At 43.6% G+C, this 24,776-nt stretch carries 19 protein-coding genes; 11 read left to right on the top strand and 8 right to left on the bottom strand.

The features are described 5' to 3' along the window. Nucleotides 1-6 precede the first annotated feature (6 nt). The 7 genes from AB1Z56_RS04815 to AB1Z56_RS04845 all read left to right on the top strand — a co-directional run bounded on the left by AB1Z56_RS04815 (nucleotide 7) and on the right by AB1Z56_RS04845 (nucleotide 13,712). Entirely contained in the window at nucleotides 7-2,283 is a 2,277-nt protein-coding gene (locus AB1Z56_RS04815; protein ID WP_426791277.1) for a GH92 family glycosyl hydrolase, read from the top strand. Nucleotides 2,284-2,369: 86 nt separating this feature from the next. Continuing rightward, nucleotides 2,370-4,097, top strand: a complete 1,728-nt coding sequence (locus AB1Z56_RS04820; RefSeq protein ID WP_426791278.1) for a RagB/SusD family nutrient uptake outer membrane protein — start codon at nucleotides 2,370-2,372, stop codon at nucleotides 4,095-4,097. A gap of 14 nt (nucleotides 4,098-4,111) precedes the next feature. Then, nucleotides 4,112-4,564 carry a DUF5004 domain-containing protein gene (locus tag AB1Z56_RS04825; RefSeq protein ID WP_426791279.1) on the top strand — a complete coding sequence of 151 codons (453 nt, stop codon included), beginning with the start codon at nucleotides 4,112-4,114 and terminating at the stop codon, nucleotides 4,562-4,564. A gap of 82 nt (nucleotides 4,565-4,646) precedes the next feature. Continuing rightward, nucleotides 4,647-5,636 (top strand): DUF4961 domain-containing protein, encoded by a 990-nt coding sequence (locus AB1Z56_RS04830; RefSeq protein ID WP_426791280.1) that lies wholly within the window; start codon nucleotides 4,647-4,649, stop codon nucleotides 5,634-5,636. Between the two features lie 22 nt (nucleotides 5,637-5,658). Further along, a complete protein-coding gene (locus AB1Z56_RS04835; protein WP_426791281.1) occupies nucleotides 5,659-8,766 on the top strand; it encodes a SusC/RagA family TonB-linked outer membrane protein in 3,108 nt (1,035 codons plus the stop codon). A 16-nt stretch (nucleotides 8,767-8,782) separates the two neighbouring features. Continuing rightward, nucleotides 8,783-10,597, top strand: a complete 1,815-nt coding sequence (locus AB1Z56_RS04840; protein ID WP_426791282.1) for a RagB/SusD family nutrient uptake outer membrane protein — start codon at nucleotides 8,783-8,785, stop codon at nucleotides 10,595-10,597. Between the two features lie 70 nt (nucleotides 10,598-10,667). Beyond that, complete coding sequence (locus AB1Z56_RS04845; RefSeq protein WP_426791283.1) at nucleotides 10,668-13,712, top strand: SusC/RagA family TonB-linked outer membrane protein; 3,045 nt, start codon at nucleotides 10,668-10,670, stop codon at nucleotides 13,710-13,712. Between the two features lie 107 nt (nucleotides 13,713-13,819). Here the strand turns inward: AB1Z56_RS04845 and AB1Z56_RS04850 are convergent, their stop codons facing one another. Both AB1Z56_RS04850 and AB1Z56_RS04855 read right to left on the bottom strand, forming a co-directional pair. Then, nucleotides 13,820-14,086 (bottom strand): hypothetical protein, encoded by a 267-nt coding sequence (locus AB1Z56_RS04850; RefSeq protein WP_309360833.1) that lies wholly within the window; start codon nucleotides 14,084-14,086, stop codon nucleotides 13,820-13,822. An 11-nt stretch (nucleotides 14,087-14,097) separates the two neighbouring features. After that, nucleotides 14,098-14,391: an alcohol dehydrogenase catalytic domain-containing protein gene (locus AB1Z56_RS04855; protein ID WP_426791284.1), complete on the bottom strand. Its 294-nt coding sequence runs from the start codon at nucleotides 14,389-14,391 to the stop codon at nucleotides 14,098-14,100. Between the two features lie 158 nt (nucleotides 14,392-14,549). On the opposite strand from AB1Z56_RS04855, the gene AB1Z56_RS04860 reads away from it, so the two are divergent. Together AB1Z56_RS04860 and AB1Z56_RS04865 are read left to right on the top strand one after the other, a co-directional pair. Continuing rightward, the gene (locus AB1Z56_RS04860) at nucleotides 14,550-14,741 is read left to right on the top strand and encodes a hypothetical protein (protein WP_426791285.1); all 192 of its coding nucleotides are present in this window, start codon (nucleotides 14,550-14,552) and stop codon (nucleotides 14,739-14,741) included. Between the two features lie 159 nt (nucleotides 14,742-14,900). Next, complete coding sequence (locus AB1Z56_RS04865) at nucleotides 14,901-15,428, top strand: hypothetical protein (RefSeq protein WP_426791286.1); 528 nt, start codon at nucleotides 14,901-14,903, stop codon at nucleotides 15,426-15,428. Nucleotides 15,429-15,485: 57 nt separating this feature from the next. Here AB1Z56_RS04865 and AB1Z56_RS04870 read toward each other — a convergent pair whose 3' ends face one another. From AB1Z56_RS04870 to AB1Z56_RS04880, 3 genes are all read right to left on the bottom strand, one after another. Beyond that, nucleotides 15,486-16,136 carry an HD domain-containing protein gene (locus AB1Z56_RS04870; protein ID WP_426791287.1) on the bottom strand — a complete coding sequence of 217 codons (651 nt, stop codon included), beginning with the start codon at nucleotides 16,134-16,136 and terminating at the stop codon, nucleotides 15,486-15,488. Nucleotides 16,137-16,232: 96 nt separating this feature from the next. After that, nucleotides 16,233-17,090: an AraC family transcriptional regulator gene (locus tag AB1Z56_RS04875; protein ID WP_426791288.1), complete on the bottom strand. Its 858-nt coding sequence runs from the start codon at nucleotides 17,088-17,090 to the stop codon at nucleotides 16,233-16,235. 61 nt (nucleotides 17,091-17,151) lie between these two features. Continuing rightward, on the bottom strand, nucleotides 17,152-19,431 hold the full coding sequence (locus AB1Z56_RS04880) for an ATP-binding cassette domain-containing protein (protein ID WP_426791289.1): 2,280 nt from the start codon (nucleotides 19,429-19,431) through the stop codon (nucleotides 17,152-17,154). Between the two features lie 48 nt (nucleotides 19,432-19,479). Here AB1Z56_RS04880 and AB1Z56_RS04885 point away from each other — a divergent pair, with 48 nt between their 5' ends. Then, nucleotides 19,480-19,902: a MarR family winged helix-turn-helix transcriptional regulator gene (locus tag AB1Z56_RS04885; protein WP_426791290.1), complete on the top strand. Its 423-nt coding sequence runs from the start codon at nucleotides 19,480-19,482 to the stop codon at nucleotides 19,900-19,902. 43 nt (nucleotides 19,903-19,945) lie between these two features. On the opposite strand, the gene AB1Z56_RS04890 is transcribed toward AB1Z56_RS04885, so the two are convergent. The 3 genes from AB1Z56_RS04890 to AB1Z56_RS04900 form a co-directional block, all read right to left on the bottom strand. Next, nucleotides 19,946-22,303, bottom strand: a complete 2,358-nt coding sequence (locus AB1Z56_RS04890; RefSeq protein WP_426791291.1) for an ABC transporter permease — start codon at nucleotides 22,301-22,303, stop codon at nucleotides 19,946-19,948. A 671-nt stretch (nucleotides 22,304-22,974) separates the two neighbouring features. Continuing rightward, complete coding sequence (locus tag AB1Z56_RS04895) at nucleotides 22,975-23,337, bottom strand: response regulator (RefSeq protein ID WP_426791292.1); 363 nt, start codon at nucleotides 23,335-23,337, stop codon at nucleotides 22,975-22,977. 364 nt (nucleotides 23,338-23,701) lie between these two features. Continuing rightward, nucleotides 23,702-23,950, bottom strand: coding sequence for a hypothetical protein (locus AB1Z56_RS04900; RefSeq protein ID WP_120336124.1), 249 nt, complete (start codon nucleotides 23,948-23,950; stop codon nucleotides 23,702-23,704). A gap of 298 nt (nucleotides 23,951-24,248) precedes the next feature. Between AB1Z56_RS04900 and AB1Z56_RS04905 the strand changes: the two genes are divergently transcribed. Further along, the gene (locus tag AB1Z56_RS04905) at nucleotides 24,249-24,776 is read left to right on the top strand and encodes an RNA polymerase sigma-70 factor (RefSeq protein WP_426791293.1); all 528 of its coding nucleotides are present in this window, start codon (nucleotides 24,249-24,251) and stop codon (nucleotides 24,774-24,776) included.

Here is a 24,776-nt window from a genome sequence, read left to right on the forward strand (position 1 = left end):
GTAATTATGAAACGAAGATTATGTATTTATCTGATAGTGATTTTTGCGATGCTAAGTCAGGCGCGAGCGCAGCAGGTGGACCTGGTAAAGTACGTAAATACGCTCCAGGGAACGGATTCTGAATGGAGTCTGTCCTTTGGAAACACCTACCCAACAGTGGGATTGCCTTTTGCGGTGCATTTCTTTTCAGCGCAAACGGGGAAAAATGGAGATGGTTGGAAATATCAATACAAAGCAAATCGCATACGTGGATTTCAACAGGTTCACCAATGTAGTCCTTGGATGGGGGATTATATGGTCTTTTCGTTGATGCCGGGCATTGGAAAGCTAGAGGTCAATGAGGAGCGCCGGGGGCTATCCTTTAAGCATGAAAATGAAATCGCCAAACCGCATTATTATGCCGTCAATTTTGACAACGGCATCAAGGCGGAACTGAGTCCGGTGGAAAGAGGGGCGCATATGCGCTTTAGTTTCCCGAAAAAGGAAAAAGCATTCTTGGTATTGGATGGCTTTTTGGGCGATAGCGAGATCAAGATTATACCCGAAGAACGCAAGATTGTGGGGTATGTGCATAATGGGCGTTTTGTGCCTGAACATATGAAAAATTATTTTGTGCTGACCTTCGATCAGGATTTTAAAGCGCACGGTACATGGGAAAATGTGGAGGGCACCATTCAGGCAGGACAGCACTATGATGCTGGGAAAGGTAAAGGTGGGTATCTGGAATTCCGCCCCGGAGTAAAAGTGGAAGTGAAGATTGCTTCATCCTATATCAGCCCGCAGCAGGCAGATCTTAATTTTAAACGCGAACTGGAAGGGCACAATACTTTTGAGGTTAGTAAAAAGAAAGCTTTTGATACTTGGAATGCATTGCTGAATCGTATACGCGTAGAAGGGGGGACAGAGGCTGAGATGGCAACATTCTATTCCTGTATGTTCAGGGCCAACTTATTTTCACGTAAGTTTTATGAAATGGATCCGGAGGGAAATCCCTATTATTTCAGCCCTTATGATGGCAAGATTCATAAAGGGTACATGTTTACGGATAATGGCTTTTGGGATACTTTCCGTGGGCAATTTCCGTTGAGCAATCTTTTGCATCCAGCGATGCAGGGGCGTTATATGCAGTCCTTGTTGGATGCACAAAAACAGGCCGGATTTTTTCCGACCTGGTCCAATCCTGGGATGTCCGGCGTGATGATCGGCAATCATGCCATTTCGTTATTGACGGATGCTTGGATGAAGGGGATCCGAACCTTCGATGCAGACAGTGCTCTGGCTGCCTATTATCATGAAGCAACCAATAAGGGAATGTGGGGTGGATCAAATGGGCGCGAAGGGTGGAAGGCGTATTTTACCAAAGGGTATGTTCCTGATGGAGATATTCACGAAAGTACGGCAAAGACATTGGAATATGCCTACGATGACTTCTGTGGTTATCAGTTGGCAAAGGCTACGGGCAACAAATTCTATGAAAATATCTTTGCTCGACAGATGTATAACTATAGGAATGTATTTGATCCTGCCGTAAACTTTATGCGTGGCCGGCTGGACAATGGGCAATGGCGTGAACCCTTTGATCCTGTAGAATGGGGTGGCCCTTTCACCGAAGCAAATGCCTGGCAATATACCTGGTCGGTAATGCACGATGTGAATGGCTTGATCAACCTGATCGGTGGGGTGGATAAGTTTAATGCAAAACTGGATACGTTCTTCACCATGGAGCAACGTGTCAACTACGGTAGCTATAAGCAGGAAATCCATGAAATGCGTGAAATGTTGTTGTCAAAAATGGGGCAGTATGCGCATGGCAACCAGCCGACACAGCACGTCCCGTATCTGTATAATTTCAGCGGTCAACCCTGGAAAGCACAAAAATATGCTCGTATGGTGACATCGCGCCTTTATAATGCGACGGAAAAAGGGTATCCCGGCGATGAGGACCAAGGGCAGATGTCTTCCTGGTATGTTCTGAGTGCTATGGGGATTTATAGCGTCTGTCCCGGAACCGATGAATATGTGTTTGGGAGTCCAGTATTCAAAAAAGTGACCATCAGTCTCGATAATGGGAAAACATTTACCATCAAGGCGGATAACAATAGTCTGGAACATGTCTATATTCAATCTGCTACGCTCAATGGAGCAGCCTACGACAAAAATTTTATTCGTTATGAAGATCTGCTGAAAGGGGGCGAGCTTCATTTTGTCATGGGGGATAAACCCAATTATGAAAGGGGAATTTCTACGGCTTCGAGGCCATTTTCCCTGAGTTCGATCGATTAGATCTTTTGAAAAAATTAATGCCAGCGGGCTAGGCTTGCTGACATCATGATAGCATAACCAATTATTTTACTGTTTTACAAAAAATTATGAACAAAAGCCAATTGACATTTTGCGCACTGGCCTTCCTGGCCTGTACGGCTTGTAGTAAACAGGGATTTTTAGATCAGACGCAATCATCAGACCTGAATGAAGAGGTCGTCTTTTCGGATAGTACGTATACCATTAACTTCCTGTCAGGCATATATGGTGATATCGGGTTTGCGACTTGGCCCAAGCGCTTTGGTGGGGGTGGCCTTGATGCCAGTACAGATGAAGCGGAAGGCGCTGGACTCGGCAGTATCAATACCTTCATCCAGTTTGCCACGGGTACTGTCAACTCCAATATTATCACCAATGATGCCTGGGCAAAACCCTATACTAATATTCGTAGGGCAAATATTATGCTTAAAAACCTGCATAGGGCACGCTTTGGTACGACTATTAAGGTGCGGGTAAAAGCCGAGACCCGTTTTTTAAGAGCTTATTATTACTTTATTTTATTGGAACATTATGGTGGTGTGCCACTGATGGGAGATAGTGTTTACGCAGCAAGTGATGTTATCCCAGCTAAGCGTAATACTTTCGATGAGTGTGTCAGCTATATTGCAGCTGAATGCGATGCTGCCGCGCAGGATCTCCCATGGGAACATGCCGGCGAAGACTATGGACGTATCAGTAAAGCAGCCTGTTATGGGTTGAAATCTCGCTTACTGCTTTATGCTGCGAGCCCGCTATTCAATGGTAGCCCAGTGACAACAGCGGGGACGTTGAAGGATGTCGTTGCCTATCCCGTCGTGGATGAAACACGCTGGCAGCGGGCCGAAGCGGCAGCAGCGCAGGTCATTGAATCGGGCCATTACAGTTTGTATGTCAATAACGATCCCGAACCTGGATTTGGCTTCTATCAGCTGTTTCAATTGCGCAAAAACTCAGAATATATACTCGCCAGAATGCAAGATTCCAACCGGGATCTTGAAGGTATCTGGAATCCGCCAACTTTTGGCGTAAGCAACCCCGGCGCTTATCCGTATCTAGAAACGGTAGATGCTTTTGGGATGCGTAATGGTTTGCCTATTAACGATCCCAATGCTGGATACGATCCGAAAAACCCCTATAAAAACCGGGATCCCCGTTTAGCGAATACCGTAACCAGGGATCAGTCTATGGTCTTCCACCGGGATGGATTGGCCAGGAGGCCGGTGAATATCTATATTGATAAGACCAATCCAAACAATGTGACTTCGGGGCAGGATGCCATTTACCGGGGCACGCCCACGGGGTATTATACCTATAAGATGGTCAATCGGGATGTAGCGGCGGATTGGTTTAATACCTATACGCCGCGCTGTCTGCCGATTATCCGATATGCGGAAATTTTGTTGAACTATGCTGAAGCACGCAACGAATCGCTCCGAATCCCAGATCAGAAGGTCTATGCGGCCGTGGAAGCCATCCGAGAAAGGGCAGGATTGGATCCTTTTGTATTGCCGACCGGCTTAAACAAGGACGCCATGCGTGAGATAATCCGGAATGAGCGACAAAAAGAACTGGCCTTTGAAGGACATCGTTTTTTTGACGTACGCCGTTGGAAATTGGCTGAATCATTGGAAAACAAACAGCTGCATGGGACTGAACCCGTCCGTACAACAGCGGGAACAATCTACAATACCATCAACGTACGAAAACGTGTCTTTGACAAACGGATGTACCTCTGGCCTATTCCGCAATCTGAAGTAGCAAAGTCCTTAGACTTGATTCAAAATCCAGGATATTAAAAAAAATTAAACGGATGAAAATATACAAGATACTCTCATGGCCCTTGATGCTGGCCCTATGTTGGGCAATAAATTCCTGTAAGGATGAGCTGGGCAATATCCCCACCGAAGAGGCCGAAAAAGATATTACCGGAAAATGGCAAGTCACTCAGCTGACCCGAAACGGGGAAGACCTGAGTAAGCGTTTAACATTGGACAATTTTAAGATCGATTTCAATGCCGATGGAACCTATACTATAGCTGATAATCTACCTTTTGTGGTCAGCGGCTCAGGAAAGTACCGTTTGGACGACCCACAATATCCGTTTAGTGTTGTGCTTAGTCCAGCAGAAGGCAAAGCGGACATTGTCCTCAAATTCCAATTTCCTGTGGTCAAGGGCAAACGTCAGCTCAGTTTAGTCACGAGCCTGGGTTGTAGCAGCAACACGTATCAATATAATTGTGAACGTTTGAACGGCGGAATATGAAATATCCACGATTGCAAAACACAAGCACCAAGGAAATAATCTGGATATTCCATATGGCCTTTAAAGAACAAATTATTTACATATGAAAAAGAACACACATTATTCAACATATATCTACTGGGCAATGGGCTTCTTTTTAGCCCTATTTTTAGCCCAATGTGGTCTTAAGGCGATCTCAGTAGTGGTACCAAAATCTGCAAAAGCAAATGAAAGGGTGACGTTCACGATGAAGTGCGGGGCCGAGCCCCGTATCCAGGGTGGAGGTAATTATAGCACCCAGCTGCTAGCGGGTATTATGGTGCCCAAGGGATGGAATGCACGCAAAAACCTGACGATGTCCTTTACCAGTCCAAAAGGAAACGGCACCATGCGTATTATTCCGGACAGCGAACTCGAACCCGTATCGGGACTGAGCTGGCATCAGGCCGCCAAGAAAATGTTCGGTATAGGGCCCAATCTGGTGGATGATATGGAATGGATTGTTTTTAGAAGTACACAGGCCTATTCCTTTGTCAATAACGAAGATATCGATTTTACGGTGAAGGCCGAATGTAACGTTGGAGCCGAAAATATGTTGCTGTCTTTGGGATTCTACATCGGTTCTTCCATCGAAAATCTTCGCCCCGAGGATACCGATTATAAGAAGTTTACGTTCTCAAATGCTTTTGAAGTAACTGATGGTGAGGGCGATATGATCGATTTTATCAACCCACAGTTGGGTACGGTACAACCGGTCAAAAGTCTGGACAATGATATTATTACGTTGACTTTTGATGCTGGGGTTACCAATACGGTATTGGATCAGGAGGCGGCTATATATCTACATGTTAAGGCGATGGATGCGTCGGGAAAACTGATTGCCGAAATCAAGAAGCAGACAGCGGATACCAAATTGTCGGACATCGGTGGCAAGAAATACCGCATTGATATTTGGCCACGTGGGTTTTTTAAACTCGACAAAGATGTGCACATCGCCCGACTGGAATACTTCTATTCGGACGTTACGGGAACTAAAAGTGTCGGCTATGGTAATACGGATGCGCCTTTTAAATATACCTTCCGCTGTGATTGATAACCTAATAAACGAAAGACAAATGTTTAATCATTATATAAAATTAAGTGTTGTCGGTGTGCTGTTGGTTATTGCCGACAAGCAGACCGTACAGGCCAGCTGGTATCCACGGCTCCGTGAGACAGTCTCAGGGAATGAGGTGCGGGCGATATGGAAATTTCCGAAAATTCTGGATGAATATGGTAAGCCAATCTCGGGTGCCAAAGTCTTTGATGCCGAGCGGCAGCTTATCGGCGAGACCGATGAAAATGGAGATCTATCTCTGACAGGCCATGTTACGCATGAAGTCTTATGGGTGGAATATCCGGGATATTATAGAAAGAGGATAAAGGGAGGCGCCGAAAAATCGGTGTCGCTGGTGCCGGCCGTAATTCAGCACGCAGACTCCTTGCATATTGGCTATGACAAAAAGAAAAGTTCGGAGCTCCTGGGAGCCGTTTCGATAGTCTACAACAGTCAGATCAAAGATGTTCCAACACCCTTGTATTTGAATGCGCTCACAGGCCGCATGCCCGGTCTTTTTACCCAGGAAGTCAGCGGTTTTAGGTCACCGAGCATGACAGCAATCACCGCTAATGATCTGGCGGGATCTCTTCCTTCGGATGCCGTGAAATATCGTTCCAGCATCGGTGACAATACTGAAATTGGCTTTAACCTAAGGGGACAAAGTCCGGTGACTATGATCGACGGTGTACAGCGGGATATCTATTCCATAGATCCCGAAAACATCGAATCGGTGACCGTTCTCAAAGATGCGCTGTCCAGCATTTTATTGGGACAACGGAGTTCCAGAGGGATATTGCAGGTAACGACGAAAAAAGGACAGGCAGGACCACCAAGGATCAGTTTTACAGCACAAACAGGTATCCAGCAATCGCTTAAAATGCCACAGCCATTGAACGCCTATCAGTATGCCTATCTCTATAACGAAGCATTACTCAATGCAGCGCGCCAACCTGTGTATGGTTCGGACGATTTTAAGGCCTTTAGAGATGGATCTGATCCATTGTTTTTCCCTGATGTCAATTGGTATGATGCTGTCGTGCGGGACAATAACCCGATCACCAAATATAACCTGGGTGTGAAGGGCGGAATCAAAAATGCACGTTATGCGCTTTCGCTAAGCTACCTGAACCAATCTGGTCTATTTAAATCGGATGATAAATTTGACTATGAGACCAATGTACAGAATAAACGTTATCTCATCAATAGTGCCATTGATGTGGATGTAACCGATGACTTAACAATTGGACTGCAGTTTTTTGGAAAAATACAGGATGGCAGACAGCCGGGGGCAAAAACAGGAACGATCCTATCGAGTTTGTACAATACACCGAACAACGCGTATCCAATTTTTAATCCCGACCAATCTTATGGTGGTTCCTCCGTGTACCGGAGCAATTTGTACCAGCTTACTACGGGATCGGGTTATCTGTTGGACAATACGAGGGACCTGTTGGCTAATCTGGATTTTAATTACAAGCTTGACAAATTTGTTCCCGGACTGTACGCAAAGGGTAAGCTAAATGTTTCATCAACCTCGTCGAGCCTCATTGACCGCAATCGCCAACAGCCGGTGTATGACTTAAGCTATAACGAGCAAAAAGAACTCGTGTATGTACGGTATGGAACGATAGCGGACCAGCCTAATTCATTTGCGACCACGTCGACAGCAAATTTTTTCTATTTCCAGGGAGCGCTGGGGTATGATAAACAACTGAGTGAGAAACATTGTGTCGGAGCCAAGCTGTTCATGGACAGGCAAACGGCCAATTATCAGTTTGACTTACCTGCGATCTACACCAACTTTGCGGCGACAGCAAACTATGCCTATCAGGATAAGTACTTTGCTGAAGTAGCCTTAAACTATTCAGGATTCAATCGTTTTATGCCGGGAAACCAATATGGCCTGTTTTATGCTTTTGGGTTGGGCTGGGATATGATGCAGGAAGACTTTCTGAAGGAAAAAGCGGATTGGCTTTCTCAACTGAAATGGCGCGCTACATTTGGGCGGACGGGAAATACCAACGAAGCCGCCCTAGGTTATTACAGTTGGCGAGCTTCCTATGGACAAGACGGAGCGAACGGCTATGATTTCGGCTCAGAATATGCTTACACCAATAGCTTGATCGAAAAAGGGCTTGCCAACATTGAAGGAACCTGGGAAAAGGGAAATAAATTTAACATCGGTTTGGATGCTGCATTCTGGCATTCGACACTGAAATTGACAGCCGACTATTTTAGAGATACTTATTTTGACCTATTGCAACAGCGCGGATCGACCATTGACTTGATCGGTATTGGGTATCCGAATGAAAATATTGGTAAAAACCGGTATGAAGGGCAGGAAATCAGTTTGACCTATCAAAATAATTTTGGTGAGTTTAACTATTTCATTACCGCTAATGCCTCACGGATGAAGACCCAAGTGCTGTATATGAACGAGGTCTTTCAGCAATATAATTGGAACAGGCGCACGGGGATGCCCGTAGGCCAGACATTTGGATACCGTGCGGATGGGCTAATCCAGACGCAGGAAGAAGCCGATCATGCACCTTTGCTATCGGGAAATAAGGTGTATCCTGGTGATGTCAAACTGGTGGACCTGAATGGAGACGGTATTATCAACCAGTACGATCAAACGGCTATTGGCAATACAAAACCACTCGTATATTTTGGCACAACCTTAGGATTCAATGTCGCAGGCTTTGATTTCAGTGTATTGCTTCAGGGGGTATTAAACCGTAGTTACCAACAAACGGATTATTCCTTTGGGAATACTGGCGACGGACAGGGATTTGATTATATGCTGGGACGTTGGACACCGGAGACCGGTACTGCGGCAACTTATCCGAGGCTGACGCTGGGCCCCGATCCGACCAATACACAAAATATTTCGAGCTACTGGACCCGCTCGGGGGAATATCTTAGGGTAAGGAATATGGATGTCGGCTATACACTGCCCTTCAATTGGACAAAGCGCGCGAAGCTATCCTCGGTACGCATCTTTGCAAACGCGCAAAACCTGTTCACTTTTACCCCCTATGGACGTTTGGATCCTGAAATCTCATCAGGTACAGCTTATCCAGCGCAGCGGATCATAAGCTTTGGTGTAAACGTGAAATTATAAACCTTAGAAATCGACAATGATGAAATATTCCTATTCAAACCACATACATGCTGAGGAGCACGAAGTATCATGCAGATCGTCTGAAATAAAACCTATACCTAAAATGGACCGGGGCTTCCGCATTGCCTTTAAATTACCAATCATTCGTATGAAATATGATCAGCTAAAATGGTTGCTTGTAGTCGGAGTTGCGATCGGGATCTTCTCCTGTAAAAGCGACCTAGAGGAAGAGCCTATCGAGCTGCAGACACTGGACCAGGTGTTTGACCGACGGGATTCGGCCGGTGTAAATGCAAACCGGTTTCTGACCGATTGCTACCGTTATCTGCCCAGCCTAGGGAATCGGGTCGGTGGAGATTTTCTGGACGCAGCCACAGATGATGCTGTTTCCTCCAATCCGACCAACACATCGGTACAGCAGTTGGCAACAGGTTCTTATACTTCGGATAATTATCAGGACAACCTTTGGGCATCTTGGTATCAAGGGATTCGAAAGACCAGCATTTTTATCCAAAATATCGATCGTGTACCGGTAAAGGGACAACTCGAAAATGGTACGCCCATGCCGCGAGTATGGAAAGCAGAAGCAAAATTTATGCGTGCCTTATTTTATTTTGAATTGGTCAAACGGTATGGCGGAGTGCCGCTGATGGGCGATAAGGTATACCAGCTGAACGATGATATTGAGTTGCCGCGGGCAAGTTTCGAAGAATGTGTCAACTATATCGTAGGAGAATGTGATGCAATAAAAGATAGCCTACGTGTAGACCCATTTAATCTTGCTTTTTATGGAAGGCCGACCAAGGCGGCTGCCATGGCATTAAAATCGCGGGTACTCCTGTATGCTGCCAGTCCATTGTTCAACGGTGGAAATATCGATGGGCAGAATGATCTCTCCGGGTATACCGCATTTTCAGCTGCGCGGTGGCAGTTGGCGGAGAATGCGGCCAAAGATCTGATGGACCTCAATCTCTTTAAGCTTGAACCCCTGTTTAAAGATGTCTTTATCACACGCAACAATGAACGGATCTTTGCCAAGCAAGGTGGCAATAACACCAGCTTTGAAAACAACAATGGTCCCGTGGGCTATGCCAATGGGGTAAACAATGGCCGAACTAGTCCCACCCAAGAACTTGTAGACGCCTTTGGAATGAGCAACGGAATGAAAATTACGGACGAAAATTCAGGCTATGATCCAAATGATCCTTATGCTGGACGGGACAGCCGCTTCTACGCAACTGTTTTTTATAATGGGGCACCTTGGTTAAATCGGGCTGTACAAACCTTTGAGGGTGGATCCGATAAACCGGGCGGATCCAAACAGCAAACAAAGACGGGCTATTACCTCCGTAAGTTTATGGGGAATTTTGAATCCCTGGCAAATTATAGTAATGTAAACCATGACTTTATTCTATTCCGTTATGCTGAAATATTGTTGAATTATGCTGAGGCACGAAATGAACGTCTGGACAGACCTGATGTCAATGTTTATCGTGCTGTTGAACAAATACGACAACGGGCAGGATTAAATCCCTATCTGCTTCCTGAAGCATTGTCCAAAGCAGAAATGCGGAAGCTGATCCACCTCGAACGGAGAAAAGAACTGGCTTTTGAAGAGCATCGCTTTTATGATGTCCGACGATGGAAAATAGCGGAAGAGGAATTTAACAAGGAGCTTCATGCCACCGTCATTTATCAAACGGGAACCGGGGTGATCAGGCAAACAGTTCCTATACTGAAAATGACATTTGAAGCAAAAATGTATCTGGCTCCAATTCCATTCTCGGAAGTGATCAAAAACCCAAAAATGGTACAAAATCCCGGCTGGTAATGAGTCTATTTACGCAAACCGAAGCGGGCAGTGTGAATGGCTTTAATCATGAATAAATAAATATAAACGGATGAAAAAGAGCATATATCTGTTAACAATAATGGTTTTGACGCCATTTATACTATTGGCGCAATCCATGGTGAATGGTATTGTCAAAAATAGTTCGGGTCCCTTGTTGGGGGTATCGGTGCAGGAGAAAGGCGGTGGAGCCACACAAACAGATCAAAATGGACGATTTAAATTGGCCTTACGTGGTACTAAGGTCTTGGTATTTACAAGTATAGGATATAATACCCAGCAACGTGATGTAAAGCAGGGGGAAAATATCGAAGTGATTATGCAATCAAGTAGCCAGGATATTGATGAGGTGGTGGTGGTGGGGTTTGGTACGACCAAAAAACTTACAAGTACAGGTGCAGTCAGTTCAATAAAAGGGGCGGATATCCGTCAGGTGCCAACTTCGAGCGTACAGAATGCATTGGCTGGAAGATTACCGGGATTTGTTTCGGTACAGCGCTCCGGACAACCCGGGAAAGATGCTTCGGATTTTTATATCCGCGGTGTCAGTTCATTGAATCCAGAAGGAAACCAGCCCTTGATTATTGTTGATGATATCGAATATACATATGAACAACTGTCGCAGATCAATGTCAATGAAATCGAAAGTATTTCGATCTTAAAGGATGCATCGACGACGGCTGTTTTCGGTATCAAGGGGGCAAATGGTGTATTAGTTGTCAAAACGCGGCGGGGTGAATCGGGGCGGCCAAAGATCAATGCGCGTATCGAGTCAGGTATGCAGAGCCCAGTCACAAAATTGAAGTTTTTGAATGCCTATGAAAGTGCGCTCTTATGGAATGAAGCGATAGCAAATACGCTGGGCGACAATTCCAATCAACCTTTTAGTGAAGCAGATTTGGCACATTTCCGTTCCGGGGATGATCCTTATGGCCATCCGGATATCAATTGGTATGACCGGATCTTTAAACCGTCGAGCCAACAGTACAATACAAATATTGATATCACTGGTGGCGGCGAAAGTATTAAATATTTTGTATCAGGTGGGGCTTTCTCCCAAAATGGAAACCTTTACAATTTTGAGAATGAAGGTGACAAGGTCAACAATAACTATTATTATCGTCGTTTCAACTTGCGGTCGAATCTAGATGTACAAGCAACGAAGACGCTTAAATTACGATTGGATTTCCGGGCGAACTTCAATCGTATTAATTCACCGAGGGCGGGAAATATCGTTGGTGAGGTGTTCAATTTTAATAAGATAAGACCTTGGTCGGCACCATTTATCAACCCAGATGGTTCGTTCGCCTATGCCAGCGATACGCAGGAGTTGCTACCGACGATCAACGCACGCCTGGCAGCGTCTGGATATAGCTTGGATCGACGTAACGATATCAATATTTTATTTGGCGGGACTCAGGAACTGAATGCTTGGTTGAAGGGGCTTTCATTTTCTACCCGTGTAGCCTATGCCAGCGTGGAGTCGAATGGTCGAGAGCAGGCCCGCGATGAGATACCTGTGTATCGTTATGACCCGAGTTCGAACGGTTACCAGCTGAAAGGTGGGGCACCTTATGTGCTGGGCAATTATACCTTGCGGGCCTACCAAGGGGATTACAATAGTCGGGTGAATGTGCAGGCCAATTTCAATTATGCGCGAACTTTTGGGGATCATGTGGTGACAGCACTCCTGCTGTATAATCGGGAATCCTATAAAACAAAGGGGGATAAGAAAACCAACTGGATTCCACAGAATTTTGAAGGCTATACCTTGCGCGCAGGCTACAACTTTAAAGAGAAGTTCTTATTGGATGCGACAGCAGCATACAATGGCTCGGATCGTTTTCAGGCGGCACAACGTTATGGCCTTTTTCCGGCGGTGTCGGCAGGATACAATCTAGCAAAGGAATCGTTTTTCAAAGATGCATTTAACTTTGTAGAGTTATTTAAATTGCGGGCTTCCTATGGAATCGTGGGGTCTGACAAGGTCGCCGGTGACCGTTATCTTTACCAGCAGGTATACAACGAGGGTGGAAGCTATTCTTTTGGTGAAACCCATCAGCCTTCACTTATTATTACGGAAGGAAATCTGGGAAATAATAATGTCACTTGGGAAAAACAAAAGTCATTTGATGTAGGGCTTGATGTCAATCTATGGAAAAACAAGTTTTCCATGACCTTTGACTATTTCAATAACCTGCGGTACGATCAGCTCGTCACTTCACAGTCGCTTTTCCAGCACATCGGTGTAGGGGTCTCCCCATCAAATATTGCGAAGGTACGGAACAGGGGTGTGGAGTTGGAACTGAATGTAAACAACAATATCGGCGCATTTAATTATAATATTAAAGGTGTATTGACGTATTTCAAAAATAAGATTTTGTTTCAGGATGAACCGGCACCAGCGTATCCTTGGTTGCGGCTGACAGGGCAGCAGATCAATCAACCATTGGGTTATCTGTACGATGGTTTTTATACGGAAGAAAATATCGCTGCAAGCCCAAAACCATCGGGAGGGTATGAGGTGCAACCCGGCGATCTGCGGTATAAGGACCTCAATAACGATGGTGTGATTGATGACTATGATCGGACTGTGATCGGTAAACCCAATATACCGAATACCAGCTTTGGACTTACCTTGGGGGGAAGTTACAAAGGATTTAGTTTCAATGTGCTGCTACAGGGGACTACCGGGTACAGTTTTAGCGTTCAGGGAAGCGGTATTGAGCCCTTCCAGAGCCAGTTTCAACCGATCCATCAAGAGCGATGGACTGCGGAAACGGCCTCTACAGCTAAATTTCCACGCTTAACGACTAATCCGACAACGATTAATAGCCCGTCAACCTATATGTCCGACTTCTGGCTTATTGATGCGACCTATTTACGTTTGAAGACAATAGAACTGGGGTATCAATTACCCAATAAATGGCTGCCATTTAGGATTAACAATGCACGTTTATATCTGAGTGGGTATAATCTTCTGACCTGGACGAATTATTCCTTGTATCAGCAGGATCCTGAGGTGACGTCCAACAGTGCGGGAGATGCGTATCAGAATCAACGTGTCGTAAATCTAGGTATACAGATCGGACTTTAATCAGCCAGTGATCAGTTTTAAATAGTACAATTACAGGTTTAAATAATAAGCAGGGCCAAATAATTTTGATCCTGCTTATTATTTTGAACAAATTTGGACGATCCGTATCACTCGCTCAGCCCTGGGGGTGGATTGCTCGTTCCATACACCGCTGTCAGGTTCGGCCTTTCAACAGACTTCAGTATTTCAACTGTTTCTTCCTGTAATGGAGGCCGCTGCCAGGCGTATCTTCGGTGTTCTTCATTATTTCGTTTTTTAATGGGAAAGGTCGGATCATTCCTGGGGTCAAAATCGATGCCCCAGCCCTTAATATGACTATATTGTCCTTGTCTTTCATTGATAAAATCTTCGGGTGTAGTTTGATCTGCTATCATAATAAAATATCTTAAGTTGAGGCCATTGGTGGAATTAACACGGTTTTGATGCAGTTGTCCAGTTTGGAAGAGAAAAGATGATAGGCATCGCCCACCTTGACCACCTCACCGATAAATTTGTGACCGAAAGTAGAGCCTACCCTTGTGTCGGGTACCAACCCATCGTAAAAATGCAAGTCTGATCCGCAGATACAGGAACGCAGTATCCAGACTTTAGGATCCTGTGGATGGAGGAGCTCAGGCAATGGAGTATTTTTATCGGTAAGTAAGCGATTGGGGGGGGGGCGGTAATTCATTGAAAGCATAATTTCAAATTTTTAAACTGTAAAAAAAGCCAGCGTCTGTTCGAAGACAATTACTTAGGAAGGAATGTGCTGATCCATTCGTTTGCCTATTTTGCGGATAGCGAACTTATACGGTACGCCGCGTATTTAGGGGCTATTCTACCAGACTATTTAAAAAAGTGGTGGGAGTGAAGCCGATGCGGTGGAATGATATTCGTATCTCAGCGCTAGGTGGTACGCTCTGTTCCATCTGGGCCAGCTTCTCGCTTGGCGATGTAGCGCAGACGGTATTGACAGCTGCGCTGGGTACCATCGTCAGCTGTGTGACCAGTACACTGCTGCGGCGTTACGTCAAAAAAAGGCCTAATTAATGCATTAACGCCTCCCCACAAAGGGAGGCGCTAATTTTACCTATGGTATTTATATGTTGGCGAGGCAATCTACAAATCTCAACGTAAACGGCCACTAATTTAGCTCAGATTTCATATATTCGCGCAAATTCAAATAAATAAGCAATTGGATAATAAATAATGAATAAAATACTCGTTTTAACACTATTATCGGCATTTTCCTTTGGGAAAATCTATGGACAACAATCATTTGAAATCTACAAAAAAACAGATTCTGTTCCTAAAGTTGTTTATAAGGAACTTGATGATAGGAGACATGCTACAATTGAAATACGAGGTAAAGAATTTTTAGATGATACCATACTCACGTTAAACGCTGATGGCATCCAATCGGTGGAGCACAATACTGAACGAAAGGTGATTATGCTTGGATTGAAACCTGAGTATAATCCGGTCCTAATAAGTTTATCTGCATTTAAAAATAAATATACCACTATCAAATCTGAAAATGTAATATTTAAAATTGATGAGCGATTCGTCCAGAGCGATCCCAATAAAGTGCTCGTTGATGAAGCTAATATTATGCTAATTTATGTTTCGCCTATTAAATTTGTGGGTGACTTGAAGGACGTGTACATGATAACTTTAATTCCAAGAACTGAGGCGAATCTGAAAAAATTTAACGAAAAGCGAATTATTATCCGATAAGAGTCAAAACGCAGGATAAGCACCGTCTAGGTGATTATCCTATGTTTCCACGTAGACTTATTCGCTCCATGGCGAGTGCAGGATGCAATCGCAGAAATTTTTTCTTTTAAAATTGGGGATCATAAATGCGCACACATCGGCCTTGATATTTCCAAAAGTGGTTTCGGTCTTGTGCTCAAATCCGCTGAAGAAAGTGGGGATTATATTTTTTTTGAAATCATTTCTCGGAAATGCGCCGATGATTTCTTCCCTGTGCTGCGCGGTTAAATGTTCGTAGCCTTCGCCCATTACATCCAGGCCCACACCTGAATACATTAATGCGACTTCATTCTCTTTGTGCTCGGCGATACCGATGGTCGTGTGCAGGGCTATCGTATCCCATACGAGCTGCAGTTTATCGTTGGCGATGCCATGGCCTTTCAGAAAGTCACGGGCAGCATTGGCGCCATCGACCTCAAAACGTAAGTCTTTGCTGCTATAATGGGGCACCAGTCCCAGATCGTGGAATACGGAGGCTACATATAACAATTCGGAATCATGCGCCAGGTTATTTCGCTGTGCATTTAGCGATGAAAATAGAAATACACGGAGCGAATGGTTGTAGATAAATTCTGTACCATGTTCCAAAAGAAGTTCGGTAGCCTGGGTAGCAATTTTACTGTCCGGTATGTTGATACCGGCTACTTGTTTTAAACGGTTTACTGACATAACTATGTGTTTTTTTACAAAGTTATCGTCTTGGTAGGCACCGGATAATGCCAATAAATACGTTTGGCATGTCAAAATCACCTGGACTTACATGGATCATGCCCCAATACCGACAGCTCGCAAGCGGAATTCCGCAGGCGACTGTGTTACGTTGTTCTTAAAAAAATGACTGAACTGCTCGGGACTATTAAAATGCAGTTCGTAGGCGATCTGCTTGATGGTGGCGGAACTAAACTGAAGGCGTCGTTTGGCTTCGGCAATAATTTGGCCGTTGATCAATTCTTTGGCACCGAGCCCGCTGCATCTTTTGCACAGTTCGCTTAGCCGGCGTGTAGTGATGTTGAGCATTGTGGCGTATTCGCTCACGGCATGATGGCTGCGGTAACGGGAGCTGAGCAGCTCCATGAAATTCCGGTACAGCATATAATCCTGACTGTCAAAGGTGGCTTCTTCGGTCAGCCTTACATTGGCCAGTTTTATCATAATGATTTTTAAGTATGCGGCGAGGGCGTCTTGTTGGTTGATATAGTTGCTGGCGCCATATTCAGCATGCAAGGCACGGAATAGAAAGGACAGTTCACCGAATTCTGTGGCACTGAGCTGCAATTGATGGTTGGCATTTGTATTGTTAAACAGCACTGCCTTGCAGTTACTGGCACTTTGGGGGGCCTTTTCCCAGAAACAATCGCCAAAAGAAATTTTATATCCGTCGGTATCCCTTATCGAATTAAAGGTGAGCACCTGGCCTTTTGACATCAGGAAGATGCAATTGTCGCTTATTTCGAAAGTAATGTTGTCGATCGTGAGATGGCCTGCACCCCGCTCGAACAGCAGGATCTGATGATAACGCAGCCGGCTGGATGTCCGCGCACTAACCGTCAACTCGTCAAAAGTTTCGATCAGAAAAGAATTGGCGACTTCGGGTTCCTCAAAAATTTCTTTCGCTAATTTCATACAAGAGATCTTTTTACAAAAATAAAGGATTGACGCGGGATTTTTATTAGGGTGTCAGGTTCTAGATATCTTTTTTCGCATGCGTATCGCCACTGTGGAGATGCTGCCTTAAATAGGCTGCCGTTAGCGAGACCGTATCGTTTAGCAAATCAGCAACCGTACCTGTAAACACCACATTTCCGCCATATTTGCCCGCTCCGGGCCCAATATCGATAATCCAGTCAGCTTGTGCAATCACATCGAGATTATGCTCGATAACAATTAATGTATTGTGGTTGTCCACTAGGTTATTGATAAATTTTAAGAGCTTTTCCGTATCGTTTGGATGTAGGCCTGTGCTGGGTTCATCAAGGACGATAATCTTATTGGAGTGCTTCAGTTCTTTGGTCAGTTTGAGCCGTTGTCTTTCACCACCCGAAAAACTGTCTGACCGTTGCCCCAAAGTGAGATAGCCCAAGCCGAGTTGGAGTAACATATCAAACGACTGGCGATAGAGCTTGTCCGGGAAAAAATCATAGGCTTCTTCTACGGTCATATCCATCACCGCAACGATATTTTTGGAGTTGTAATGATATTTTAATACCGCTGGTTTAAAACCAGAGCCATCGCAGACCTCGCAGGGCTGTTCAATATCATCCATAAAGGCCAAATCAATTTTTTCGATACCGATACCTTTGCAGTTTTCACAGGCGCCGAGGCTATTCCGGCTAAAAAGTTTATCGGATACCTGATTTGCCTGTGAAAACAGTTTTCTTATCGCATCAGACAAACCGAGGTAGGTCAACAGATTAGAACGCATGCCCGTGGAAAATAAAGACTGGTCGATGATGGTGGTTTCGGGATAAAATTTGGGCAGCACTTTGTTGATCAGTGTGCTCTTGCCCGAGCCTGCCACGCCGGTAACCACGGTCATCACGTTTTGGGGAATGCTTACCTGGATGTCTTTCAGATTATGCAGATTGGCATGCTCGATTTCCAGGTATCCCTTTGCTGATCGTGGTTTATTATTAATTTGAGGCCGTTTAGCAAAATACAGGCCTGTTTTACCTGTTGATGTTTTCAGTCCCTCAAACGTACCGTTATACACAATCTCTCCACCGTTCTTTCCCGATTGCGGTCCCATATCGATGACCTGGTCGGCGATGCGGATCAAGTCGGGGTCGTGCTCTACAAGTAAAACGGTATTGCCCTTATCGCGTATCTGTTTAATGATCGCGGCGATATTTTGTAAATCCTTTGGATGAAGGCCTATGCTTGGCTCGTCAAAAATATAGAGTAAATCTGTGAGGCTGCTCCCTAGGTTTCGGACCATTTTTATACGCTGACTTTCCCCACCCGACAGCGTGTCTGTTCTTCTATCCAAGGTCAAATACTGCAAACCGATGTTGACGATATGTTGCAGTTTCTTTTTCAGTTCAGTAACAATGACATCAAAAGCGCTGGACGGTAAAGAACCGACAAATTCCAAAAGCTCATCGATCGAAAGTGCGGTGCAGTCGGCAATGCTTTTGCCCTTTATTTTACAGGACAGAATCTTATCATCCAATCTTTTTCCCTTGCATACAGGACAAACTTTGGTGATGATAATATGGTTTAAGGCCTCTTTTTGGCTCCTAATTTCCTTAGACTGCTTCTTGAGGAATGCTTTTTCAATGCGGGGGATGATACCCTCATATTTGACTGTTTTTCCCCATTCTTGATCAGGGTGCTTTGGTTTATGTTCTGCTGCATGCAGAAGCAGGTCCCATTCTTGCGGGGTATAATCCTTCAATTTTTTATCGTTGTCAAAATAGCCTGATAGGGTGTAGCGTGTCAGGCGCCAGCCGCCGGGTTGAAAGGTCGGAAATTGGATAGCCCCTTCGTTCAACGATTTTTGCTTGTCGACAAGGGTATCGACATCAACGGTTTGCACAATGCCTAGCCCTTCACACTCCTTGCACATTCCCAACGGATTATTGAATGAAAAGGCATTTGAATAGCCCACAAAAGGTGTCCCCATGCGTGAGAAAAGTAAGCGCAAAGAAGCATACACATCGGTGGCTGTTCCAACGGTCGACCGTGCATTGCCTCCCAATCTTTTTTGATTGATAATAATAGGGACATTTAGGTTGTCGATTTTGTCCACATCCGGAACACCGATGTGTTGCAGTCGATTTCTGATAAAACTTCCTTGTGTTTCGCTAAACTGCCTTTGGGCTTCAGCGCCTATCGTTTCAAAGACCAAAGACGATTTGCCCGATCCGGAGACACCTGTAAAAACAGTAATCTTTTTCTTTGCGATCTGGACAGAAATATTCTTCAGATTATTTTGCCGGGCATGGATGACGTTGATATGCTCCATAATCATTAACTTTGCTAATTATTAACTAAGTTAACTATTTTGTAGGCAATGGACAAAACTGAACAGAAATTTTATGAAGTGTTTACCGATTTACAATGCTTCATTTTGGCGAATATGAATAGGGGCGACATCAATGGTGTAACGGCAACCCACTATAATATGATCGAATATATTTACCGCCACGATCAGTGTATCGTCAAGCAGATTGCACAAGCGTTTAACATCAGTCCGCCTGCTGTGTCCAAACAGCTCAAATTTTTGATTGCACATGATCTGGTCGAACAACAACAGTCCGTTGCCGATCGCAGAATTTTCAACTTAAGTGTTACGGAAAAAGGCAGATTCATCATCGATAATTCGGAGAATTTTAGGGAAACAGTGGCCAAAGAAGCTGCGAAAAGCTTGGCGGAAGGTGATTTAAATAAGCTGACTGAATTGCTCCATAAAGTGTTGACGGCGATAAAAAAATAGTGCGATGATTTTATCCATTAGAACATATAAAAGTTTCTTCTCTTTACTCATCCCTTAGGCTGACAACCGGGTTGATTAAGGCTGCTTTGATTGCGTGATAGCTGATCGTGAGCAATGCTAATGTTAGCGCACCCATTCCAGCAGTAACAAAGATATCCCATGTGATTTTAATACGATAAGTATACGCGCTGAGCATGTCATCAGCGATATAATAGGCGATCGGAAATGCGACTAAGTAGGAGAAAAGGACTAACAACACAAAATCTTGAGACAGCATCCTCATGATCTTAAAAACAGAGGCGCCCAGTACTTTGTGGATACCGATTTCCTTAGTCCTGTTCTCGGCCATATAGGCTGTTAGACCATATAGGCCAAGACATGAAATAAAAATTGTCAATAGTGCAAAAAGGCTCGAAAGTGTGCCCAATTGTTGAAAATCTTTAAATTTTTCGGCGTACTTGCTGTCTACAAAGGAATATTCAAAAGGATAGTCGGGGTTATATTCCTTGAAAATTTTCTCCATTGCCGCAAGGGCCTCTGATGTCTCCACATGTTCGTTTATCCGTATGTTGGTTACATTGCTGCCCGCAAAAGCCCCTTGAATAACCATTGGAGTGATGGGACTGAAAGGCGATTCCTGAATAAAATCCTTGACGACTCCGACGATATGCCAGTTCCTTCCATCTACAACCGTTTTGCCAATCGGATCGTCAAAGTTAAATACCTTGGCAGCAGATTCATTAATAATCATCGCAGCAGAATCAGTTGGAAATTTAGCCAAATCAAAATCGCGGCCTGCAACTAATTGTAGTTCTGCTGTACTGACCAAATTTTCATCGGCACCCATCCGGGCAAAAATGGTGTTATTATCTTTGGGTTTACCATCCCAGTCCATGTAGTTGTTGCTCCTGTTTTCCGTAAGTGGGGAAGAAGTCCTTGAAATCTGGGTGGCAATACCGGTGGACAATAATTTATTTTTTATGAGTAATTTATTTTTGCTGATTTCTCCCTGATCGGTAATGCTAACCAACCTTTCCTTGTTATATCCGATTTCTCTATTTTGAGCGTACCTGATTTGGCGATGAATGGATAAAGTTGTTATGATCAGTATAATAGCAATACAAAATTGGGAAATGACGAGGATTTTCCGAGGATTAAATTTCTGTTGAACATGCAGATTTTTACCTTTCAATACTTTCGTCGGCAGGAAGGAAGACAGGTAAAACGCTGGATAGCTCCCTGAAATAATTCCGGCCACTAAAATAAATCCTGCAAACATTGCCCAGAAAAGAAGATCGTCAAATTGGATGGATAGCTTTCTTGAGACCAGATCATTAAAGTAGGGGAGTGCTATCATTGTAATCAATAGAGACAATAGGCCCGAAATGCATGAAATAACAATAGATTCAGTCAGGAACTGCCCGATCAACAGCTTTTTATTTGCACCGACGACTTTTCTGACGCCTACTTCCTTCGCCCTTTTTTCGCTCTGTGCCGTACTTAAATTCATGAAATTAATGCAGGCAATAATAAGAATAAAACAGGCAATGGCGATAAATGAACCTACCATGCCAATTCGTTGCGTGCTCGGCTTTCCCTGCTCAGTAAAATTGCTATAAAGCCATTTATCGCCGATAGGTTGAATAAAATTGGCCACTTTTGTGTCTGTATGCTTTCTTAAGAAATATTTTATATTCGTTTCAAATTGATCGACATTCACATTTTTATTCAGCTTTATGTAGGTCTGAATGGAATTATTTCCCCAATAATCGTCTGAATAGCCTATTTTCTCCATTAATGTCCACGGCACGAGATAAGTGCTTCCTTTCATAAACGAATTATCTGGCAGGTCCTCAATAATTGCAGAAACTGTTGAAATTTGAGAGCTGTCCAATCGGATGGTCTGGTTGATGGGGTTGGAATGCCCGAATAATTTTTCAGCCAAAGATTTTGTGAGAACGATCTGGTTGGGATTTTTTAATGCCTCGAGGGGATTGCCTGCTATAACCTTGTAATCAAATACTTTTAAGAATGTGCTATCTACGAAAACACCTTGCTCTTTTGCAAGTTTTGTTTCTTGATGGGTTAATAGAAATCCTGTCCCCTTATCTACTCTTGTAATCGTATGTATTTCAGGAAAGTCGGTTTTTAAGGCCGCAGCCATTGGCTTAGGCGTATAAAAATGCTCGACAGCTTCGCCTTCCCATACGTCTTTCATTCCTACGGCATAGATCTGGTCGCTGTCAGAATAAAAGCGGTCAAAGCTGAATTCACTTTCTACCCATAGCATGATCAATATGGCAGCTGTCATTCCTGAAGCTAATCCTACAATGTTTATCGCCGTAAAACCTTTATTCTTTAATAGATGACGGAAGGCTATTTTAAAATAATTCGCAAGCATAGTAAATCGTTATGGATTAACGTTTACCAATTCATTTGCCAATAAGCTAAAGTACTGAAAATAAGTTGTTAAAATTTTTTACCGATGAATTTCTTGTTCGAACTCGAACGGTCTTTGTTCGAAAGCGGACAATTTCGGACAAAAAATTCCCCTGGTGTTTATCTACGCCCACGAAGGCTATTCGAAAAAGTGGGCTGTCTGTTTCACACCGTATAAAGCCGCCTGGGACTATCTAGGCGGCTTTGTTTAGGATAAGATTCTTTACGCGTTATTTTGAGTAGTTGTCGTTGCGTTTTGTATCTCTTTTATTCCACGAAAGTGGCAATTTTCATGTTTTTGATCAGGTCTATGCGCGATTGGCTGGGGGATTTTTCGCTTTCACGTTTATTGCCTGTAAATTGGGTGTATAGTGCGTTGTGCTCATCGGTAAACCTGACCTGTTCGACGGTTTTGATCCGCTATATTCCCAGATTAATTAAGGTGTCCCAATTTAATTTTTAATTCTGCGATTGAAGGGGAGTTTGGGATGCTGGAGAAATAATCATTGCAAAAGATATTTTATAAGCTTCATCACTCTGATTTTATTTTCATCTTCGGAAGATGATTTAAATAAGCTGAGCAAATCGCTTAATAAGGTGTTACGAGGATAAAAAATAAAAACTATATCGAGATTAATCACTGTTTTTTTTAATCACATTGACCATATGATCTAAATCAAATGGTTTCTCAATAAAATCGTCGGCTTTACATTCGGCAGCAACTTGTGCAATATCATTGGCAGTCGATGTCAGAACGGATGGTAGTTCTTCGGTTTCTGGATCATTTTTGATTTCCTTGATCACTTCGGAACCTTTTTTCCTTCCTTTGATATGGTCATCCACAATAAGAATGTCGGGATCAATAGCTGCAAGCTCTTCTATTGGTTCAGTTGTAAGCGATGGAATCACATCAAAACCTTCGTCAACTAAGACTTCATCCATGATATTCAAGATATCTTCATTATCTTGAATAACTATAGCCTTCTTTTTTGTCATTTCTTTTGAAATTTATGGGATAAATATAGGAAAAAAGCTTATACAAAAAACTGGATAGATCGGCTAATTTTCAGGTAGGACAAACAGAGCAAATTGATGTGGTTATTGGGCGGGAAGCAATGAAGAATGGTAGGGGACTGAGGCCTTCGTTTTGTTTAGTTTTTTAAATAAAAAAAGCAGATAACGTACATGTTATCCGCTGAAACTTAACCCAAAGAAGTTTAAAACTTCCTGCCTAATTATGCTATTCGCACATTAACCGCGTTAATGCCCTTTTTACCGTTTGTTATACATTAGCTCAACGGCTAAGTGAAACAATACATGCTGCTGATTGCGTATTGCATGATTGATTGATCAAACGCTATTAATGGCTAAGCTGTAATTTTCCGATGAAAGGACGATTATCAATCGTCAGAATAGCTTCTTTAATGGAATAGCACAGCTGGTAGCTTTCGCTCAATGCTTTTTTGCTAGCTTCTATTTTGTCGTTTTCAACCTTATCGACAATCCAGGTTGGGTTTAACGGATCTGAACTAAATTTGGTGATTAATACGGTAAATCCTTCTTTCTGAGCACTGATTAAAGTGTCTTTTGTGATGTCTACTATTTTCATAGTGAGATAATATACGAAAAAAAACACGAAAGAAGATGTGTTAAGTTGAGCTGATGACCTGGTCGACACCCGGACAATTTTAACAGAAATGTACCTTCTTTAATGGATACGCTGCTAAAATTTGAAGGTTCAGGAAACGGAATATCCATCGTGAAGCAGATCGCAAAATAAATTAAAATGTAACAAAAGGCGATCTATAGCTGCGTTATTTTACAGGTTTCATTAGAAATCCATCATAAATTGACTTTCCTAAAAATAAAGCCTAATTTTGACTGATCAACAATAACTAAACCAGCAGATGAGTGTTACACATGTCCGACAATTGTTTACCCAACTTTATGAAGAAAATTGGGTGAAGTTGTATGTGCATGTTTTCCGGATGTTAGACGATCGTGACGAAGCCCGTGATATTGTACAGGAAATTTTTACCAATCTCTGGGACCGCATGGAGCGGCTCGAAATTGAGCATTCTTATCAGGCGTATCTTTTTCGTTCGGCCCGTAATTTGGTCATCAATCGTATCGCCAGCCAGGATGTGGGCCGGAAATATGAGCATTACCTGGAGCATGCCGCCTCAACTCCTGAAATTATGCCCGACGAGTTGCTGCGGGAGAAAGAATTGGCCCTGCAAATCGATCAGGCGATTGAAAAGCTGCCCCGCAAAATGGCTCTGATCTTCAGAAAAAGTCGTTTCGAGCAACGAAGTTATCGGGAGATTGCCGCCGAACTTGATATCTCTGAACAGACGGTAAAAAAGCAGATTTACAATGCGTTGACGGTTTTGAGAAAAAAAATTCGAACTATTTTCATTTTTTTCTACCACTAA

It is taken from the genome of Sphingobacterium sp. WOUb80, assembly GCF_050058145.1.
Taxonomy (GTDB): Bacteria; Bacteroidota; Bacteroidia; order Sphingobacteriales; family Sphingobacteriaceae; genus Sphingobacterium.

Bases quoted from the DNA above. Each gene is read 5' to 3' on its own strand.
- AB1Z56_RS04890 (WP_426791291.1), bottom strand. From the start codon at position 22,303: ATGCTTGCGAATTATTTTAAAATAGCCTTCCGTCATCTATTAAAGAAT.
- AB1Z56_RS04845 (WP_426791283.1), top strand. From the start codon at position 10,668: ATGAAAAAGAGCATATATCTGTTAACAATAATGGTTTTGACGCCATTT.
- AB1Z56_RS04875 (WP_426791288.1), bottom strand. From the start codon at position 17,090: ATGAAATTAGCGAAAGAAATTTTTGAGGAACCCGAAGTCGCCAATTCT.
- AB1Z56_RS04855 (WP_426791284.1), bottom strand. From the start codon at position 14,391: ATGCTTTCAATGAATTACCGCCCCCCCCCCAATCGCTTACTTACCGAT.
- AB1Z56_RS04905 (WP_426791293.1), top strand. From the start codon at position 24,249: ATGAGTGTTACACATGTCCGACAATTGTTTACCCAACTTTATGAAGAA.
- AB1Z56_RS04830 (WP_426791280.1), top strand. From the start codon at position 4,647: ATGAAAAAGAACACACATTATTCAACATATATCTACTGGGCAATGGGC.
- AB1Z56_RS04895 (WP_426791292.1), bottom strand. From the start codon at position 23,337: ATGACAAAAAAGAAGGCTATAGTTATTCAAGATAATGAAGATATCTTG.
- AB1Z56_RS04885 (WP_426791290.1), top strand. From the start codon at position 19,480: ATGGACAAAACTGAACAGAAATTTTATGAAGTGTTTACCGATTTACAA.
- AB1Z56_RS04820 (WP_426791278.1), top strand. From the start codon at position 2,370: ATGAACAAAAGCCAATTGACATTTTGCGCACTGGCCTTCCTGGCCTGT.
- AB1Z56_RS04870 (WP_426791287.1), bottom strand. From the start codon at position 16,136: ATGTCAGTAAACCGTTTAAAACAAGTAGCCGGTATCAACATACCGGAC.
- AB1Z56_RS04840 (WP_426791282.1), top strand. From the start codon at position 8,783: ATGATGAAATATTCCTATTCAAACCACATACATGCTGAGGAGCACGAA.
- AB1Z56_RS04815 (WP_426791277.1), top strand. From the start codon at position 7: ATGAAACGAAGATTATGTATTTATCTGATAGTGATTTTTGCGATGCTA.
- AB1Z56_RS04865 (WP_426791286.1), top strand. From the start codon at position 14,901: ATGAATAAAATACTCGTTTTAACACTATTATCGGCATTTTCCTTTGGG.
- AB1Z56_RS04825 (WP_426791279.1), top strand. From the start codon at position 4,112: ATGAAAATATACAAGATACTCTCATGGCCCTTGATGCTGGCCCTATGT.
- AB1Z56_RS04880 (WP_426791289.1), bottom strand. From the start codon at position 19,431: ATGGAGCATATCAACGTCATCCATGCCCGGCAAAATAATCTGAAGAAT.
- AB1Z56_RS04850 (WP_309360833.1), bottom strand. From the start codon at position 14,086: ATGATAGCAGATCAAACTACACCCGAAGATTTTATCAATGAAAGACAA.
- AB1Z56_RS04900 (WP_120336124.1), bottom strand. From the start codon at position 23,950: ATGAAAATAGTAGACATCACAAAAGACACTTTAATCAGTGCTCAGAAA.
- AB1Z56_RS04835 (WP_426791281.1), top strand. From the start codon at position 5,659: ATGTTTAATCATTATATAAAATTAAGTGTTGTCGGTGTGCTGTTGGTT.